Below are 18097 nucleotides of genomic sequence, written 5' to 3'. Positions count from 1 at the left end.
GTTGCCGCTGGGTTAATCGGGCCAGCCGAGCCCGGTCGAGCGGCCTTTGGGACCGTCATTCTTTGTTAACCACGAGCGCGGTTAATCGTGGCTCTTACTCTCCGGGATTCCTCCGATGCGCGGTCCGCGCGCCCCCATTGTTTGTCTGATTGCTCCGCTCGCGTTGCCGGGCTGTATGGCCCTTGTCATGGCGGTCGGTGCGTCGATCGGCTCCGGTGGCATCGTGCTCGTCAACGAGCACTGGTTTTGATCCATGGCGGAAGATCGGACACACGAACAGCCGCTCCGGATCCTGCACGTCGTCCGCGCGCCAGTCGGCGGCATCTTCCGTCACATCCTCGACGTCGCCAACGGCCAGATCGAACGCGGCCATCACGTCGGCATCATCACTGACAGCCTCACCGGCGGCACGCGCGCCGAGGCGGCGCTCACCGAGATTACTCCTCGCCTGAGGCTCGGCGTCCGACGGGTGGCGATCCGCCGCGAGCCGCACCTCGGCGACGTCGCGGTCTGGGCGCGCATCGCCGGCCTGATCCGGACACTGAAGCCCGATGTGGTGCATGGCCACGGCGCCAAGGCCGGCGCTTATGTCCGCTCGCGACGGCGTTCGGACAAGATCATTCGGGTCTACACGCCGCACGGCGGTTCGCTGCACTACCCGCTCGACACCTGGAAGGGCAAATTCTACAGCCAGCTCGAGCGCACGCTGATGAACAGCACCGACCTGTTCCTGTTCGAGAGTGCGTTTGCCCGCAACACCTATCAGCGCACCGTCGGCGAGCCGGGCGGCCTGGTGCGCTGCGTGTTCAACGGCGTCACCGCTGAGGAATTCGAGCCCGTGCCAAGGGCCGACGACGCCACCGATCTCGTCTATGTCGGCGAGTTCAGGCACATCAAGGGCGCCGACCTCCTGATCGACGCGCTGGCCAAGCTGCGCGCGGAAGGCAGACCATTGACGCTCACGCTCGGCGGCGACGGCGAGGAGTTCGACGTGCTCAAGGCTCAGGTCAAGCGGCTGGCGCTCGGCGACGCCGTCCGTTTCATCGGACACGTCAAGGCACGGTACGGCTTTTCCAAGGGCCGCCTCTTGGTCGTCCCGTCGCGCGGCGATTCCATGCCTTACGTGGTGATCGAGGCCGCGGCGGCCGGCATTCCGATGATCGCCGCCAATGTCGGCGGCATTCCGGAGATCTTCGACACCCACACCGATGCCTTGTTCGCGCCGAGCAATGCCGCCGCGATGGCCGACGCCATCAAGGTCGCGCTCGACAATCCCGCAGGCACCGCGGCGCGGGCCGAGAAGCTCCGCGAGCGGATCTCCAATCACTTCTCGCAGGGCGCCATGGTCGAGGGCGTGCTGGCCGGCTATCGCGACGCGTTTGCCAAACATTAACCATTGCATGCGCCCGTAACCGTTTCTTCCGATTTGTCCCGTTAAGTCGCGCCTCGGGGGAATTTCACCCTGCGCCCGCATGCCTATCTGCACGCGCGGGAATGGACGTGGACACGTGGAACCGATCAACGCACGCTCGATGCTGGACGCCGCCGCGTCGGCAACGGCCGGTCACCCGCAGGTCGAGCGACGCCGGCGGTTGTCGCCGGCAGCGCTCGCCGTCACCAACCAGAAAGTTCGCGGCGCCTATTCGCCGGTCGTGATCACCGGCGCAGTGCGCATCGTCGATTTCGTGCTGCTCAGCCTTGTCGGCATCGGCCTGTACCTCGGCTATGTGAAGCCGCTGTCCGGCTTCCATTGGGAATACATCACGGCAATCCTGGGCATGACGGCGGCAGCCGTGATCTGCTTCCAGGCCGCCGACATCTATCAGGTCCAGACTTTCCGCGGCCAGCTCCGCCAGATGACGCGAATGATCTCGTCGTGGACATTTGTCTTCCTGCTGTTCATCGGTGTGTCCTTCCTGGCCAAGCTGGGCGGCGAAGTGTCTCGCGTCTGGCTGTCATCGTTCTTCGTGGTCGGCCTCGCCGTCCTGATCATCGAGCGCCTGCTGCTCCGCGCGATCGTGCGCGCCTGGGCGCGTGACGGCCGGCTCGACCGCCGCACCGTCATCGTCGGCGCCGACACAAACGGCGAGCAGCTCGTCGAGGCGCTGAAGGCCGAGGACGACTCCGACATTCGCGTGCTCGGCGTGTTCGACGACCGCAATGACGATCGCGCCATGGATACCTGCGCCGGGTCTCCGAAGCTCGGCAAGGTCGACGACATCGTCGAATTCGCCCGCCGCACCCGCGTCGACCTCGTGCTGTTCGCGCTGCCGATCTCGGCGGAAACGCGCATCCTGGAAATGCTCAAGAAGCTGTGGGTGCTGCCGGTCGACATCCGCCTGTCGGCGCACACCAACAAGCTGCGCTTCCGTCCCCGCTCCTACTCCTATCTCGGCAACGTGCCGACGCTTGATGTGTTCGAGGCGCCGATCACCGATTGGGATCTGGTGATGAAATGGCTGTTCGATCGCGTCGTCGGCGGCCTCATCCTGCTCGCCGCACTGCCGGTGATGGGTCTGGTCGCGCTCGCGGTGAAGCTCGACAGTCCGGGCCCGGTGCTGTTCCGCCAGAAGCGGTTCGGTTTCAACAATGAACGGATCGACGTGTTCAAATTCCGCTCGCTCTATCATCACCAGGCGGATCCGACCGCCTCCAAGGTCGTGACCAAGAACGATCCGCGCGTCACCCGCGTCGGCCGCTTCATCCGCAAGTCCTCGCTCGACGAGCTTCCGCAACTGTTCAATGTCGTGCTCAAAGGCAACCTCTCGCTGGTCGGCCCGCGTCCACACGCCGTGCAAGGCAAGCTGCAGAACCGCCTGTTCGACGAGGCGGTCGACGGCTACTTCGCCCGTCACCGCGTCAAGCCCGGCATCACCGGCTGGGCACAGGTCAACGGCTGGCGCGGCGAGGTCGACACCGACGAGAAGATCCAGAAACGTGTCGAGTTCGATCTCTACTACATCGAGAACTGGTCGGTGTTGTTCGACCTCTACATTCTCCTCAAGACGCCGTTCTCGCTGCTGACCAAGAACGAGAACGCGTATTGAATTTGACGGAATCGACCGGCCGGTCATTGCGAGCGCAACGACGAAGTGACTGAGCAAGCGTTATGTCGAGTTGCGTGAGTGCGTTATGGCCTATGCGGCAACAGCCGGAACGTCCGACTTCCCGATCACGGCGCCGCCAGGCGTGCTGGCGCTGCAGCGCGCGCTGGTGTGGCTCGCCGGCGCGTCCGTCGCCATCGTGTTCTTCGAACCGAGCCCGTACGAATTCGTCACGCTGATCGCGTCCGTCCTCTTTTTCGCCACGGGCCTGCGGATGCGGCTGGTGTTCATGCCGCTATTGTTTGCACTGATCGTGCTCAATGTCGGCTACAGCATCGGCGCGATTCCGTTTCTCGACAAGCCGGAGGTGATGAACTGGATCCTCACTTCCTGGTACATGGCGATTACCGTCATGCTGTTTGCGATGGTGATTTCTGAGGACACGGAAGCGCGCCTCGACATGTTGCGCCGCGGCCTGATCGTCGGGGCGATGATCGCATCGATCTCGGGCGTTGCAGGCTACTTCCACCTGGTGCCCGGCGGTTACGACCTGTTGACGCTGTATGACCGTGCCCGCGGCACCTTCAAGGATCCCAACGTGCTCGGCGCGTTCCTGATCCTGCCGGCGCTGTTCACGCTGCAGAGCGTCGTCTCCGATCGCTTCGGCAAGGCGTTCGGCAACGCCATCGCCTTCGCCGTCATCTCGCTCGCGATCCTGCTGTCGTTCTCCCGCGCCGCATGGGGCGGCCTGATCATCACCGCGGCCTTCATGCTGGCGCTGATGGTATTCACCAGCCGCTCGCAGGCGCAGCGCTCGCGCATCATCATCATGGCACTGATCGCCGTGGTCCTCGCCGTCGCGCTGGTCGCGGTGCTGCTCTCGCTCAGCTCGGTCGCCGACATGTTCAAGCAGCGCGCGAGCTTCGACCAGAGCTACGACGAGGGCCGGTTCGGCCGGTTCGGCCGTCATATCCTCGGCGCCCAGATGGCGCTCCAGGTCCCCTTCGGAATCGGGCCGCTGCAATTCCACACCTATTTCCCCGAAGACACCCACAATTCCTTCCTCAACGCCTTCATGTCGGGGGGCTGGATTTCCGGCGTCTGCTATCCGGCACTGGTGTTCGTCAGCGTGATCACCGGCTTCCGCTACATCTTCGTGCGCGTGCCCTGGCAGCGGGCTTACCTGGCGATCTTCTCCGCGTTCCTCGGTATCGTCGGCGAAAGTTTCATCATCGACACCGACCACTGGCGACACTTCTGGATGATGCTGGGTGCGATGTGGGGTATGTATGCGGCGGCCGAAAGCTACCGCGCGACATCAGCGCCATCGCTCAGCGCTGGGACTTCGGCGGCATCTTGAGGCTGGCGCGCTTCTCCGGCGGCGTATCGATCACCTTCTTCAGCGCCTCGGTCGCTTCGAGCACCCCCTTGTAGCCGTCGTTGGCGAAGCGCAGCAGCAGCCGCAACTCGCTGTCGGTATAACTGCTCCATAGCCGATTCATCGACTCCTGCATCGGCACGTAGAACTTGCCGATCTCGGCCGCCTTCTCCTCCACCACCGATATGAAGACTTTGCGCCTGTCGCTTTCGTCCCGCTCACGCCGCACGTAACCGGCCTTCTCCAGACGATCCACCACGCCGGTGATGGCTCCCGTGGTCAGTCCGGTCACTTCTGCGAGACGGCCCGCCGTCACTCGCCCCTCGAGGTGGAGGATGTCCATGCATTCCATGTCCGAGTTGGAAATTCCGGCAACGTTCGCAACCGCTTGGCCGTACATCACGCCCTGCGCCGATGACCGGCGCATCGCCTCCTCGAGCTCCTGCAACAGAGCAGCGCGCGATTTCGTGCTTGACAAACGCCACCTCACATCTTAGTCGATTGATATCTTAGTAACTAAGAGAATTAGCCACTAACCTTTCCTAGCCGACCCGACCAGATGGAGCAATGCATGATGACTTACCGTCCCCGCAAGGCCCTCGTGATCGGCAGCGGTATCGCCGGCCCGGTCACCGCGCTCTTCCTGAAGCGAGCCGGCATCGATGTCGAGCTGTACGAGGCCTGGCCCTACTCCACCGGGATCGGCGGCGGCCTGCAGATCGCGCCGAATGGGATGCGCGTGCTGGCCGAGCTGGGTCTGGCCGACGATCTGATCAAGCGCGGTTCGGTCGCCGAGTCCTTCGACCTCTACTCGCAGGCCGGCAAGAAGCTCGGCTCGATCAACCGTGACATGGCGAGGCGCTTCGGTCAGCCGGCCCTGAACATGTGCCGCGCCACCCTGAACGAAGCGCTGGTCGACGCAGCCTGGTCGGCGAGCGTCTCCGTGTTCTTCGAGAAGCGGCTGGTGAAGATCGAGGATCGCGGCGACCAGCCCGTCATCGCCTATTTCGCCGACGGCACCACTGCCGAGGGTGATTTCGTGATCGGGGCCGATGGCGTGCGCTCGGCGGTGCGGCGGCATGTGATCCCGGACGGGCCGACGCCGTTCGACACCGGCCTGATCGGCTTCGGCGGCTTCGTGCCGCGCGCGCTGATCGAAAACCTCCCGATCGGACAGCGGGTGGAGACCACGTTCGGACAAAGCGGCTTCTTCGGCTATGGCCTCTGCAGCCCGGATCCGAATGACGGGGCGATGTGGTGGAGCACGCAACCATCGCACGGCATCACGGCTGCGGCCTACCGCGCCATGAGCCAGGATGCGATCAAGCAGCATTTGCGCGATTTCCATGCCGGCTGGCACGCGCCGATCCCCGCGATCATCGAGGCCGCCGAGAACATCGTGGTCACCGACACGCTCGACGTCGCAACGCTGCCGACCTGGTCGCGCAAGCGGACACTGCTGATCGGCGATGCCGCGCACGCCACCAGCCCGCACGCCGGCCAGGGCGCTTCGCTGGCGCTGGAAGACGCGATGGTGCTCGGCCGGCTGATGGCGGATCGCCAGGAGCTCGGCATGACCTTCCAGAATTTCGAGCACGAGCGGCGGCCGCGCGCCGAGAAGATCGTCGCGATCGCGCGCCGCAACGGCAACAGCAAGCGTGAGTTCAGCCCGACCGGCGCCTGGATCCGCGATCACATGATCAAGCTGCTGCTGCCGTTGTCGTCGAAAGGGATGGACTTCATGTACGCCTACGACGCGCGCGCGGCGTAGTTACTCGATCGTCTCCCTCTCCCCGCTCTTGCGGGGAGAGGGTTGGGGTGAGGGGCTCTCTCCACGAGCAACGCGATTGGATGGACCTGCCCCCCTCACCCGGATCGCATCTTGCGATGCGATCCGACCTCTCCCCGCAAGCGGGGCGAGGTAAAGGTGCCTTACTTCTCCACCGCAAACGTCAACCCGGCGTGATCCACGAGACGCTTGATCAGCCTGGCCTGCATTGCGGCTCCCGGCGTCCAGAAGCCCGCCGGAACCTCCGGCGCGTCGCGCAACAGGCAGATCGCGCATTCGGAGATCATCTTCGAGGTCGAGCCATAACCGGGATCGCGATCGCCCTTGACCGCCGCGCGAACCTGACGGCCGTCGGGCCCGACGGCGACATAGAGCAGATCGTAGAGCCCGTTCTCGCGCTCTTCCTTGGACGGCCCCTCACCCGGCTTCGGCGCGTTCGGTCCGGTCTTCTCGGCATTGGCTGCCATCACGCGCTTGGCGTTGGCCTCCCCTTTTTCGCCCTCCCCGGTCAGGACCATCTCGTCGTAGACGAAGTCCTTTCCGTACGGATAGCCCATCAGCATGTTGGAGCGATGGACGTTGCGAGTGTTGATCAGCGCCATCATGAACGGCGCCGCCCAGGACTCCAGGTCCTCCTCATAGATCGGCCTGTTGCCGCGCGGCTGCTTGGCGCCTTCGAAACCCGGGGTCAGCGCGAACGGGTTGTTCAGGATGGCGACCAGGCTGAGATCCTTGGAGATCGCATCGAAGGTTGCCTTGGCGCTCGCCGCGGTGCCGCCCGACAGCGTGCCGCGCATGTCGCGCACGCGGCCCTTGACGCGCGACGCCGACGCACCGAACACGCGCCTGGCTTCCTCCTGAACGAAGAAGGTGCCGAGCTCGAACGGCACCGAGTCGAAACCGCAGGAGAACACGATGCGCGCGCCGCTGGCCTTGGCGGCGGCCTCGTGCTTGTCGATCATCTGCCGCATCCAGACCGGCTCGCCGCAAAGGTCGAGATAGTCGACGCCGGCCTCGACGCAGGCCGCGAGCAGCTCGTTGCCGTAGAGCTGGTACGGGCCGACGGTCGAGATCACCGATTTGGTCTGCGCCAGCATCGCCTTCAGCGAGGCGACGTCGCTGGCATCGGCCACGATCAGCGGCGTATCGACGGCCGCGCCGATCGCGGCGCGGACCGAGGCGAGCTTGTCGTTGCTGCGTCCGGCCATCGCCCATTTCAGCTCGCGATCATCCTTGTAATGGGTGGCGAGATATTCTGCGACGAGCTGGCCGGTGAAGCCGGTGGCGCCGTAGACGACGATGTCGAATTTCGACGAAGACATGAATTAGGTTCCCTGCGCAGCGTATTGGCGCCCTTTTGTCACTGCCGGCGCAGCGAAGCAATCCCGTCTATTTCTTGCCGTAGGACACGCCCATGCCGGCGCGCACGTCGGCCTGGATGCCATAGGGCGCGATCGGATAGCGCAGACCGTTCTTGGCGAGCTGCTTCATCCCGGCGATGGCTTTCACGAGATAGGCCGGCGGCAGCGCCATCAGCATTTCATCATCGGGCACGCCGCCATAGCGGCGCTCGGCGAAGCACGGCAGCGACAGGCTCGGCTCGCCGGTCTTCAGCGCCCGCCCCCACGAATCCGCGCACGCGGTTTCGCCAACCACGCCCCACTCGAACTTCTTGTAGCCGGTGTATTGCAGGCCATTGATCAGGATGATCATCTGCCCGGGCGTCGCGTAAACCAGGCAGATGTCGGGCGGATTGAGACGCCCGCTGGTCAGCGGGCTGACTGCCATCGCCTGGTAGCGGCCATAAGGCACGACGTCGAGTGCCTCCTGGCGCTTGCGCGCATCTTCCGCTGTGCCGTGCCAGACGCCGACATAGTTCTCGCCCGCGAGCCATTTCTCGTCCTGCGGCGCGAGCCCGATCACCGCGCGGCACTGTGCACCGACCAGATCGTCGCCCGTGATGCCGACGGTCCAGCCGAGCCGCGACGCCATGCTGACGATCTGGTCGGTGGTGTGGATCGCCGACGGACGGCGGATCTTCGGGATCGCCTCCATGTCCTCGACGCGGGCAAACATCTTGATGCCGACCACAGTGGTCTTCAGCCGCAACAGGCTGTTCAGGTCGGCGACGATGGCCGCGAGGTCGAACTGTTCCGGCGGTGTCTGCTGCTGCATGGCGTGAACTCCCGTGATCGGCGGCTTCACGCCGCCTGTTGATTTGATGTTAGCCGGATTGCTCGGCGGAGGCGACAGGTCGTCGCGCGTTAGCGCGCGACCGGGCCCGGCAGCAAATCGTCGATCTTGCCCGTCAAGCGATAGGCCACGAGGCCGATCCACTCCCGCATGCCGAGATCGGTGCGCGACATGCCTTCGACCGAGAGAGTGGCGAGGCCGAACACATTGCCGATGCGCCAATCGACCGGATAGGCTTCGACGTTGAATCCCGCCCTGCGGAACAGCCCGATCGAGCGCGGCATGTGGTAGGCCGATGTGACGAGCAGCCATCGCTCGCTTGGCTTCGGATCGAGCAACGCCTTCGAGAACTCGGCGTTCTCCACGGTGTTGCGCGATTGACGCTCGATGATCAATCGCGATTTGGCAACGCCCAGGCTTTCGAAGATCGCACCGGCATAATCGCCCTCGCGCGCGTCGTTCGAAATCAGGTTGGCGCTGCCGCCGGTGAATACGAGGCGCGCATTCGGATATTTGCGGGCGAGTGCTGCGGCGGCGATGATACGGTCGGGAGCGCTGCGCACGACCGGCGTGCCGTACGCGGCCGACACGTCGGGGTCGATCGAGCCACCGAGGACGATGATGCCGTCGGGCGCGCCGCGCGAGGCATCCCATGGCGGAAAGCGCTGCTCCAGCCCGTACAGCAGAATGTTGCCGAGCGGCGAGAAGGCGCAGATCGCGAGCAGCACGAGCGATACCGCCATCAGCCTGCGGCCGAGTGCAGCAAACCGCGTCAGCAGCAGGATGACACCGATCAGGCCGATGCCGAGCAGGAGGTTGATCGGCAGCAGCATGATGCCGAGCGTCTTGGAGAGAACAAAAAACAAGGGAAGCCTCTGCGAAGTTCTGCTACAGCGTCATACGCTGCCAACGCTGCAATCAAAAGACGTCACATGACCCATCATCATCTGAAGTCCGGTCCCGAAACCTGCCATTGGGGCTTTTTTGAAGCCAAGCTGAAGTCGGTCCTGACGATCGCGAGCGGCGACGAGGTCACGGTGGAAACTGTCAGCGGCGGCCCCGAGGTGGTGCCCGACCGCAACAGATTTCACGTTCCGCCCGAGCTGGCCGACATCCACGCGCGGAGCGAGCGGATGGTGCCGGGGCACATCCTCACCGGCCCGATCGCAGTCAGCGGCGCCGAGCCGGGCGACGTGCTGGAGGTCGATATCCTCGATGTGCAGCTTCGGCAGGACTGGGGCTACAATCTGATCAAGCCGCTGTCCGGCACCCTGCCGGACGATTTCCACGAGCCGCGCATCCTCAACATCCCGCTCGATCGCGATCGCATGGTCGGCCGCATGCCCTGGGGGCTCGACCTGCCGCTGAAGCCGTTCTTCGGCGTGATGGGCGTGTCGCCGCCGCCGGCCTGGGGCCGCATCTCCTCGCTTGTTCCGCGCGCGATGGGCGGCAATCTCGACAACAAGGAGCTCGGCGCCGGCGCCAAGCTCTATCTGCCGGTGTTCGTGCCGGGTGCGCTGTTTTCCTGTGGCGACGGCCATGGCGTGCAGGGCGATGGTGAGGTCTGCGTCACCGCGATCGAGACCGCGCTCACCGGCCGCTTCCGTCTGACCTTGCGCAAGGACATCAAGCTCGCCTATCCGCGCGCGGAGACGGCGGACCATTACATGACCATGGCGATGGATCCTGATCTCGACCAGTGCGTTGTGCGAGCCCTGCGTGACATGATCGCCCTGCTCGGCGAGAAGCGCAATCTCTCGCGCGAGGACGCCTACACGCTGTGCAGCCTGGCCGCCGACCTGCGCGTGACGCAGACCGTCAACGGCTCCAAGGGCATTCACTGCATGATCGCCAAGTCTGTCGTCCACGGGTGATACTGTCATTTCCGGGGCGTATCGAAGATACGAACCCGGAATCTCGAGATTCCTTGGTGCGCAATTGCGCACCTGAGAATCGATGCGACGCATCGTCCCGGAATAACGGATTGTTTTTCAGGCCTGCGCCTCGATACAATCCCCGCCAACGAACAAAAGCGACGGGGACGGACATGCTGAAGGACAGGCTTTCGCCGGCCGATGAAGCCGCGCGCGACAAGGAGATGCAGGAGGCGCTCGCCGCCTGCCCGCGCATTCTCGATCTGATTGCCCGCGGCGCGCAGGGTGCGCCGGATGCCGAGGCCGCCATCTATCTGCGTTCGCCGCTCGATCCAAATCCGGTGGTGATCTCCAACGATCACCTGATGGGCTGCATCAAGGCGGCCGAAACCTTCTTTCGCGCCCAAGGCGTCGGCAAGGACGACGCGATTGCGATCCTACTGCCGGCCTGCCCCGCGACCGTGGTTGCGATCTTCGGCGCGGCCGCCTGCGGCATCGCCGAACCGCTCAATCTGCTGTTCACGCGCGACGCGATCATTGCCCAGCTCAACGCGATCAAGGCAAAGCTGTTGCTGGCGCCACCGCCGGGCATGCCGGGCGGTCTCTACGAGAAGATCGAAGGCTTGCAGCGGGAGGTGCCGACGCTCAAGCGCATCGTGATCGTGCCGCTCGATGGCAGCATCGCGTTCGACGGCGAGGCGCTGCGGCCCGATCCCGCCTGGCGCGACGACTACGGCAAATCAACGGACATGAGCGAGGCCGACCGTGTCGCCGTGATGCTGCCGACCGGCGGCACCACCGGCCATCCCAAGGTGGCGCGGCTCACCAACCGCGCGATGGTCGCCTCGACCATCTCCTCCAAAATGGCGCTCGACTTCCGCCGTGGCGAGCGTGGCATGATCACGCTGCCGCTGTTCCATGTTGGCGGCCTGTTCTGCACCGTCGCCAGTTGCCTGACGTCCGGTGTCACCATGCTCATTCCCGGCCCAGCCGGCGCGCGCGATCCGGCGCTCATCACCAATTTCTGGAAGATCGTCGAGCAATATCGCATCAACATCGCCGGCAATGTGCCGACCGTGCTCGGCGCGATCGCTGATGTCCCGGTGGGCGACAGCGACATTTCAAGCCTGCGCGTCACCGCCACCGGCGCCTCGGTCTGCCCGCCGGAGATTGAACGCCGTTATCTGGCGACCTGGGGCGGCCCCTGCATCCAGCAGCTCTACGGCATGACCGAGCTCGCCGGCGCCATCGCGCACGACGTGCACGGCGTGAAGCCGCGCGCGGAAAGCGTCGGCACGCGCAATCCGCTGGTCGAGCTTGCGATCCTCGAAGGCGGCAAGCTGCACATCGGACCCTGGCCGTCACCAGTTGGCGAACTGCTGACCAGGGGACCGCAAGTGTTTGCCGGCTATGTCGACAAGCAGCAGACCGAAGACGCCTTCCATGATGGCTGGCTGCGCACCGGCGACATCTGCCGGATCGATGCCGACGGCTTCGTCTACATCATGGGCCGGGCCAAGGACGTCATCATCCGCGGCGGTCACAACATCGACCCGCGCGCAATCGAGGACGCGGCATTGCAGTTTCCCGGCGTGGCACTTGCCGCCGCGGTCGGGCGTCCCGACGCCTATGCCGGTGAGGTGCCGATGCTGTTCGTCTCGGCGCAGCCCGGCGTGCATGTCGACGCCCAGGCGCTCGCCGCCTTCGTGCAGGACAATATCCCCGAACCACCGGCGCGGCCGCGCGCCGTGTCGGTCATCGCCGAGATGCCGGTCACGCCGGTCGGCAAGATCTTCAAGCCGAAGCTCCGCGAAATCGCCGCTGGCGAAGCCGCCCGTGAGCTGCTCGCATTGGAGGGGCTGTCGAACGAGGTCCGCGTGGAGGCGATCACCGACCCGTCGCGGGGGCTGGTCCTGAGCGTCGCGGCAACGCCGGACAAGGCCGAAATCGCTGAACGGCTGCTCAAGAAGTTCCCAATCAAAGTTGAGTTGCGAACTTAAGCCCTTCGTTCCGCTGGACAATCTGGAGCGCGCGGGACGCCGGGAACCGGCTTCTGGGTGCGGCCGTTTGCCCGCAGCCGAGCCTTGACGAACTGCTTCATTCCTAAATAGACTCTAAATAGATACTTTTCAGTACACGCGTTCAGAGTTAGCGTTCCCCATGGCTACGGAAAAGGCCGAAACCGACCGCGTACCCGTCACGTTGGCGCTCTCGACCATCGGATATCTCGAGAAACTGGTGAGACAGGGCACTCACGGCACGAGCGTCCCGGGCGTTGCACGGACACTGATCGAGGAAGGCATTCGGCTCGCCATCAAGGACGGGCTGCTTGCGATTCGCGACAACGGTCGCACGCCCTGAGAGCATGATCCGGAAAGTGGGAACCGAATTTCCGCAGGATCACGCTCAAGCATAAGGGCGCCCACGCCGGCGCGGCGGTTCAACAGAACGTGGAACCGTCAGATGATCGCCATCGAACCGACCTGGACGCCCGAGCGCGTCGAACAACTCAAAAGCTGCTTTGAGGCCGGCCTCTCCTGCCGGGACATCGCGATCAATATCGGCGTCAGCCGCAACGCGGTAATCGGCAAGCTCTCACGGCTGAACCTGACGCGCACGACGCCCGGCGAGCGCCGCGCGCGCCGGAAGAGATCTGCCGGAGCCGCGTCCAGAGCGACCGCAAAGCAACAGCTCCAGATGTTGCAGGCGGTCTACGACCAGCAGGCCGACGATGCTCCCGTGGTCAGCACCAACAGTTGCTCGCTGTTCGAGCTCAGCGAGCAGCGCTGCCGCTGGCCGATCAGCACGCCGGGGGCCGATGACTTCTGCTTCTGCGGCAACACCCCGCTCGGCGGCATGCCCTATTGCCTAGGGCATTACCGCCTCGCCTACCAATTGGGGCCGCGCCAGCGCGCGGCGCGCGGCTAAATTGGAGCTTCGGTCCTGATCCGGTCAGAACGGATCAGCCGACCTTCCAGCCGGTCGCCGCAACGATGTCCTGATAGAACTCGGGCGTGTAGGCCTGCTCCGGCGTCTTGCGCACGCGCTCGTCGAGCAAATGCGCGTCGTCGCCGACCAGGATGCGCCAACGGTCAGCCTTGACGCCATCGAGGATGATCTTGGCGGCGGCGGCCGCCGAGGTCGGCGCCTCATCGTGGAAGATGCGGGCGCGGTCGTGGGCGAGTTGCTGGATGTCGGCATCCGACATCTTGGCGACGTCGATGCCCTGTCCCTTCAGCCGCTGGCGCGCCTGCATCAGCTCGTCGGCGGAGAGCTGGTCGGAATCGGTGCCGAGCTGCACCTTGCGCGAGTTGGAGACGATCGAGGTGCCGATATGGCCAGGCATCACCACCGAGCATTTCACATGCGGTGCGTTGAGTCGGAGATCGTTGATCAGCGCCTCGGTAAAACCCTTCACCGCGAATTTTGCGGCGCTATAGGCGGTGTGCGACACGCCCAGCCCGACCGAGGCCCAGAACCCGTTGACGCTCGAGGTGTTGACGATATGGGCCTCGTCGGCCTTCACCAGCAGCGGCAGGAAGGTGCGGACGCCGAGATAGACGCCACCCCAGCAGATGTTGAAGGTGCGCTCCCACTGCTCGCGCGTGTTGGTGAACAGACTGCCGCCGCCGCCGATGCCGGCGTTGTTGAACAGCAGATGGATCTTGTCGGTCGCTTGCTGCTCGATCAGCTCATCCCGGAAGCGCTTGTAGTGATCCTCGATCGAGACGTCGGCGACGTGGGTGGTGATGCGCAGGCCCTGCGGCAGCTTCTCGACCTCGCAGAGCCGCTTGGTCTCCGCCATGGCCTCGGCCGACACGTCGCACATCGCGACATTGCAGCCTTCGGCGACGAGCTGGCGCGCGAGCTCGCGTCCCATTCCCGTGCCGCCGCCCGTGATCACGGCAATCTTTCCGGCGAAATCCTTCATGAGAGTTTCCTGACATTTTTAGTGTTCTTGCGCGAGCGTGGGACACGCTCCGGCCCCGTGGCAACGAGCCCGCGAAAACCTACGATCGATCGCCACGCAGTTCAACGCGACCTCGTTGCAGGGCCAAACCGCAGCGCGGAATTTCCTCCTCCGCGTGCCCCTTGAACCACTTCGCATCGATTGCGACGTATTGATGAGGAGAGCTCACTCCAGGAGGTTGCCATGACCCACTGGCATGACACGATGGTCGATCGACCTGACGATCGCGACCCGGCCTACGCGGTCGGTTGGGTGATCAGCGCTCTTGTGGTGCTCGCGGCTGTCGTCGGCGTCTGGCTGCTCGGGATATGATCTGCAAAGCGGCCTCTACTCGGCCGCCTCGCCGCGCTTACCGGTCAGCGCACCAAGCCCCTCCAGCGCCTTCGCGATCGCGGCCTGCTGCGCCGGCGACACCTCCGGCATCGGCGCCCGCGGATGGGTTTGCGGCAGGCCCTGCAATGTCTGGGCATAGCGCGTGCAGGCCGGCAGATTGTCGGCAATGAGCGCATTCCACATGGTCAGCAGCTTCCTGTGTAGCTCAAGCGCCCTGCCGTGGTTGCCTGACTTCACTGCGTCCCACAGCGCGACCGAGGCATGCGGCACGGCGGTGAGGATCGCTGCGATCGAGCCGTGCGCGCCGAGCGTGTAGGACGGATACATCAGGGCATCGACCGCGCTATAGATCAGCTTGTCCGGCGCCATCATCATGAGGTCGGCGAACAGCTTCAGGTCGCCCGCACTCTGCTTGACGCCGATCACCAGCGGCACTTCGGTCATGATCCGCGTCAGCAGCGCCGGCGACAGATAGGACCACGGCACCACGTTGTAGATGATGACAGGCATGCCGGTCTCATCGGCGATGCGGCGGAAATGACCGACCATCGCCTCGTCATCGGGCTTGAACAGGTAATGCACCGGGGTCACCTGCAGTGCCGCGACCTCCATGTCGCGCACCAGCTTGCCGCGGCGGATGGCATCACGGGTGGAGTCGACGATGATGCCGGCGATGACCGGTGCCCGGCCTCGGGCGGCCTCCACCGTCGCCGCGATCAGGTCGCGATATTCCTCATGATCGAGCGCGTGGCCCTCGCCGGTCGAGCCGCCGGCCGCCAGGCCATGGGCGCCGGCACCGAGCAGCCAGTCGACCTGTGACGCGACCAGCTTGAGATCGATCTCGCCGTCCTTTCGGAACGGCGTCGTCATCGGCGGTATCACGCCGGTCGGACGTGTTGTCATGGCTGGCCCTCGCCGTTTCCATCCCGCATGTCCGATCCCGCTCTGGCGGCGGTGTTGTCGATCGGCGGGTCAAGCCTACCGATTGTCGTTGCGGCGTCCAGTTGCTGCGGGCGTGGGACTGGCCCTTGATACGAGCATGACCGAGTGTCCGAGCGTCGCAAAAGTCCGCGCTACGGAAAGAACAGCTTGAGCAGGCCGCGCCACGAGAAATCGAGGATCACCTCATGGTGCCGCAGTCCCTTGCCGCCCTTCACCAGCCCGAGATCCCGTATCAAGCAATAGTGGCCGCTGCTCATACGAGCCAGTCGGCTGTTCTTGAAGCGCCCCATGACCGGCGAGAATGCATCGCGGATCGATTCCGTCAAATCTTGACGGTGACGAATCGGCGGCAAGGCTGGGTGCCCTCCGCCGTTCCCTGTCATCGCAGAGCCACTTTCGCGGGCCGAAGCCGCGCGGGTGATCGCGAGTGGGACCGCGGAATCAAAAACCTCCGGCAGGGCATTGCCGGAGGTTTGGGAGGCTTAGCATCAAGCTAAGAGCCATCATTCACATGTTGGCCGCGGTCTATATAGTTTAGTAAGTCAGGTAAGTAAATAAGCGTGCTGCAGATGATTCGCCAAATGCGTAGCTGCGACCCGTTTATTGCCTTCCAATGATCATTGGTCGCGCTGAAACAATCTTGCTCGTCACATCGCCATCACGATTAATTTAAGCTACTTGCACCGGCCTTGCTTTGCGTGAACAGTCGCGCCTGCCCGCAAGGATCACAAGAATCGAAGCAGCGAAAAGCTGTCCCCGGGGCGCGAGGAAGAGGAAACCGAAGCTGTGTCACTCACAAGGAAGGATGCGGCGCGTCAGCGCGCCCTGGAGAATCTCGACATCATCAAACGATTCACCCTCGAGATTTCCGCCATCAATTCTCACCTCGAGGAAGTCCGCCAGTTCTGGGGCAAGTCGCTCGGCGTCAGCGCTCCACAATGGATGATCCTGATCGCGATTTCGGATCTCGACAAGGACGACGGCGTGCAGATCAACATGGTGTCGAAGCTGCTCCACGTCGATCCATCGTTCGTCACCACCCAGTCCAAGCTGCTGGAGCAGAAAGGGCTGCTGCGGCGTGCACCCTCGCCGTTCGATGCGCGGGTGGTCCGGCTGTCGCTGACCGACAAGACCAAGAAGCACCTGGCAAGCCTCGCCGGGCAATACGACGCGTTCCGGAAATCCGTCTTCGAGCAGTTCAGCGAGAAGGAATTGGCCGAGTTCACCGGCAAGCTCGCCAGCCTCAACAGCCGCCTCGAAAAGGCCTGCGTGAAAGTCGCGCTGGACTACACGGCGTAAGACCAGGCCGCCGCAACCCGGACGGCCCCACGCGCCATTGAGCTCTTTGAGAAAGAATGGTCGGAGCGAGAGGATTTGAACCTCCGACCCCTAGTCTCCCAGACTAGTGCGCTAACCGGGCTGCGCCACGCTCCGATGCCGTTCCATTAGCTGTGATCCCGCGTTCGCGCAAGGCGGGAAGCGGGCCCTGACGCCGCCAATCAGACCCCGGTTCCACCACGGTCGCCGCCGTCCTTCATCGCCGTGTCGATCATCTGCCGGCAAGCGACCAGGTCTTGCAGCGCGCGCTCAAGCCGTTCGCGATCGGCCGTCGAAATTCCGGCCCGCGCCGGAGGCGCCGCGGCCGGCGCCTTCGGCTGGGCGCGCGCCTTGTAGGTCGAGAGGATGGCGTCCTCGTCGGGGTCGACGAATCGATAGTCGATGCCCTTCTCGTCGCCGTCGCCCTCCTCGCCGTCGAGATCGAATCCGCCGTTGAGCTCGGCGTCGTCGGGCTCGGCCATGCTGTGGCCGACTGCCTCCTCGACCGCGCCGAACGAGACGGCCGCGGTCTGGTCGGCGATGCCCTGCACCGACTTGATGCCGTGCTCTTTCAGAATCCGCTGCACGCCGCGGATCGTGTAACCCTCGCCGTAGAGCAGCCGGCGGATGCCCTTGAGCAGATCGACGTCGTCGGGGCGGTAGTAGCGGCGTCCGCCGCTGCGCTTCATCGGCTTGATCTGCGCGAAGCGCGTTTCCCAGAATCTCAGGACATGCTGGGGAATGTCGAGTTCGTCAGCGACTTCGCTGATGGTACGGAACGCATCCGGCGCCTTGTCCAAATGCCCGCTCCTCTCACCTCAATTCAATGGTCACTCGGCCTTGCTGCCGTCGCCATTGACGGCCATGTGGCCGTTGATGCGCTGTTTCAGGATTGCCGACGGCTTGAATACCATCACGCGACGCGGCGAAATCGGCACCTCGGTTCCGGTCTTCGGATTGCGCCCGATGCGCTGCCCCTTCTTGCGCACCATGAAGGAGCCGAACGACGACAGCTTCACCGTCTCGCCCTTCTCCAGGCAATCGGTGATCTCCTTCAGCACAAGCTCGACGAACGCCGACGATTCCGTGCGCGACAGACCTACCTTCTGATAGACCGCTTCGCAGAGATCGACGCGTGTAACTGTTTTTCCGGTTCCCGTGGTCATCGCCTGCCCCGCACTCTCGGCGAACAATTTTGTTGACTGAAATTAAAAGCTTAGCGCGCAATGGTCAACAGCGACCAGCACGCGGATGCCG

Annotated in this window: 20 protein-coding genes and 1 tRNA gene; 11 read left to right on the top strand and 10 right to left on the bottom strand. The window is 64.2% G+C overall.

Translation table 11 applies throughout. From position 1 onward, the window contains the following. Positions 1-115: 115 nt before the first annotated feature. The 4 genes from P6U25_RS16610 (at position 116) to P6U25_RS16595 (ending at position 4404) form a co-directional block, all read left to right on the top strand. On the top strand, positions 116-250 hold the full coding sequence (locus P6U25_RS16610) for a hypothetical protein (RefSeq protein ID WP_407152198.1): 135 nt from the start codon (positions 116-118) through the stop codon (positions 248-250). Positions 251-253: 3 nt separating this feature from the next. Then, a complete protein-coding gene (locus P6U25_RS16605) occupies positions 254-1393 on the top strand; it encodes a glycosyltransferase family 4 protein (RefSeq protein WP_407152197.1) in 1140 nt (379 codons plus the stop codon). Between the two features lie 115 nt (positions 1394-1508). Next, positions 1509-3047: an undecaprenyl-phosphate glucose phosphotransferase gene (locus P6U25_RS16600; RefSeq protein WP_407152196.1), complete on the top strand. Its 1539-nt coding sequence runs from the start codon at positions 1509-1511 to the stop codon at positions 3045-3047. 85 nt (positions 3048-3132) lie between these two features. Beyond that, positions 3133-4404, top strand: coding sequence for an O-antigen ligase family protein (locus tag P6U25_RS16595; RefSeq protein WP_407152195.1), 1272 nt, complete (start codon positions 3133-3135; stop codon positions 4402-4404). Here the strand turns inward: P6U25_RS16595 and P6U25_RS16590 are convergent. Further along, entirely contained in the window at positions 4376-4849 is a 474-nt protein-coding gene (locus tag P6U25_RS16590) for a MarR family transcriptional regulator (protein ID WP_407152540.1), read from the bottom strand. The genes P6U25_RS16595 and P6U25_RS16590 overlap by 29 nt on opposite strands. A 147-nt stretch (positions 4850-4996) precedes the next feature. Here P6U25_RS16590 and P6U25_RS16585 point away from each other — a divergent pair, with 147 nt between their 5' ends. Then, positions 4997-6193 carry an FAD-dependent oxidoreductase gene (locus P6U25_RS16585; RefSeq protein ID WP_407152194.1) on the top strand — a complete coding sequence of 399 codons (1197 nt, stop codon included), beginning with the start codon at positions 4997-4999 and terminating at the stop codon, positions 6191-6193. A gap of 161 nt (positions 6194-6354) precedes the next feature. Here the strand turns inward: P6U25_RS16585 and P6U25_RS16580 are convergent, their stop codons facing one another. The 3 genes from P6U25_RS16580 to P6U25_RS16570 form a co-directional block, all read right to left on the bottom strand. Further along, entirely contained in the window at positions 6355-7533 is a 1179-nt protein-coding gene (locus P6U25_RS16580) for a saccharopine dehydrogenase family protein (protein ID WP_407152193.1), read from the bottom strand. A 67-nt stretch (positions 7534-7600) separates the two neighbouring features. Beyond that, positions 7601-8386: a DUF169 domain-containing protein gene (locus P6U25_RS16575; RefSeq protein ID WP_407152192.1), complete on the bottom strand. Its 786-nt coding sequence runs from the start codon at positions 8384-8386 to the stop codon at positions 7601-7603. 89 nt (positions 8387-8475) lie between these two features. Further along, complete coding sequence (locus P6U25_RS16570) at positions 8476-9270, bottom strand: YdcF family protein (protein ID WP_407152191.1); 795 nt, start codon at positions 9268-9270, stop codon at positions 8476-8478. 66 nt (positions 9271-9336) lie between these two features. On the opposite strand from P6U25_RS16570, the gene P6U25_RS16565 reads away from it, so the two are divergent. The 4 genes from P6U25_RS16565 to P6U25_RS16550 all read left to right on the top strand — a co-directional run bounded on the left by P6U25_RS16565 (position 9337) and on the right by P6U25_RS16550 (position 13206). Beyond that, complete coding sequence (locus tag P6U25_RS16565; RefSeq protein WP_407152190.1) at positions 9337-10278, top strand: acetamidase/formamidase family protein; 942 nt, start codon at positions 9337-9339, stop codon at positions 10276-10278. A 173-nt stretch (positions 10279-10451) separates the two neighbouring features. Continuing rightward, positions 10452-12278, top strand: a complete 1827-nt coding sequence (locus tag P6U25_RS16560) for an AMP-binding protein (protein WP_407152189.1) — start codon at positions 10452-10454, stop codon at positions 12276-12278. 160 nt (positions 12279-12438) lie between these two features. After that, a complete protein-coding gene (locus tag P6U25_RS16555; RefSeq protein WP_016844973.1) occupies positions 12439-12639 on the top strand; it encodes a hypothetical protein in 201 nt (66 codons plus the stop codon). Positions 12640-12741: 102 nt separating this feature from the next. Further along, positions 12742-13206 (top strand): GcrA family cell cycle regulator, encoded by a 465-nt coding sequence (locus P6U25_RS16550; RefSeq protein ID WP_407152188.1) that lies wholly within the window; start codon positions 12742-12744, stop codon positions 13204-13206. A gap of 34 nt (positions 13207-13240) precedes the next feature. Here the strand turns inward: P6U25_RS16550 and P6U25_RS16545 are convergent, their stop codons facing one another. Continuing rightward, entirely contained in the window at positions 13241-14209 is a 969-nt protein-coding gene (locus P6U25_RS16545) for an SDR family oxidoreductase (RefSeq protein WP_407152187.1), read from the bottom strand. Between the two features lie 222 nt (positions 14210-14431). Between P6U25_RS16545 and P6U25_RS16540 the strand changes: the two genes are divergently transcribed. Then, entirely contained in the window at positions 14432-14560 is a 129-nt protein-coding gene (locus P6U25_RS16540) for a hypothetical protein (RefSeq protein ID WP_407152186.1), read from the top strand. A gap of 15 nt (positions 14561-14575) precedes the next feature. Here the strand turns inward: P6U25_RS16540 and P6U25_RS16535 are convergent, their stop codons facing one another. Together P6U25_RS16535 and P6U25_RS16530 are read right to left on the bottom strand one after the other, a co-directional pair. Then, positions 14576-15484, bottom strand: coding sequence for a dihydrodipicolinate synthase family protein (locus tag P6U25_RS16535; protein ID WP_407152185.1), 909 nt, complete (start codon positions 15482-15484; stop codon positions 14576-14578). A gap of 170 nt (positions 15485-15654) precedes the next feature. Beyond that, a complete protein-coding gene (locus tag P6U25_RS16530) occupies positions 15655-15780 on the bottom strand; it encodes a hypothetical protein (RefSeq protein ID WP_407152749.1) in 126 nt (41 codons plus the stop codon). A gap of 529 nt (positions 15781-16309) precedes the next feature. On the opposite strand from P6U25_RS16530, the gene P6U25_RS16525 reads away from it, so the two are divergent. Then, on the top strand, positions 16310-16822 hold the full coding sequence (locus P6U25_RS16525; RefSeq protein WP_407152184.1) for a MarR family winged helix-turn-helix transcriptional regulator: 513 nt from the start codon (positions 16310-16312) through the stop codon (positions 16820-16822). A gap of 57 nt (positions 16823-16879) precedes the next feature. Here P6U25_RS16525 and P6U25_RS16520 read toward each other — a convergent pair. The 3 genes from P6U25_RS16520 to P6U25_RS16510 form a co-directional block, all read right to left on the bottom strand. Next, positions 16880-16957: transfer RNA gene (locus P6U25_RS16520), tRNA-Pro, on the bottom strand. A gap of 65 nt (positions 16958-17022) precedes the next feature. Beyond that, a complete protein-coding gene (locus P6U25_RS16515; RefSeq protein WP_407152183.1) occupies positions 17023-17640 on the bottom strand; it encodes a MerR family transcriptional regulator in 618 nt (205 codons plus the stop codon). A 30-nt stretch (positions 17641-17670) separates the two neighbouring features. Continuing rightward, the gene (locus P6U25_RS16510) at positions 17671-18006 is read right to left on the bottom strand and encodes an integration host factor subunit alpha (protein WP_407152182.1); all 336 of its coding nucleotides are present in this window, start codon (positions 18004-18006) and stop codon (positions 17671-17673) included. Positions 18007-18097: the final 91 nt, after the last annotated feature.

The organism is Bradyrhizobium sp. ORS 86 (genome assembly GCF_045571475.1).
In the GTDB taxonomy this organism is placed as follows: Bacteria; Pseudomonadota; Alphaproteobacteria; order Rhizobiales; family Xanthobacteraceae; genus Bradyrhizobium.
This window is presented reverse-complemented; position numbering and strand designations above follow the sequence as displayed.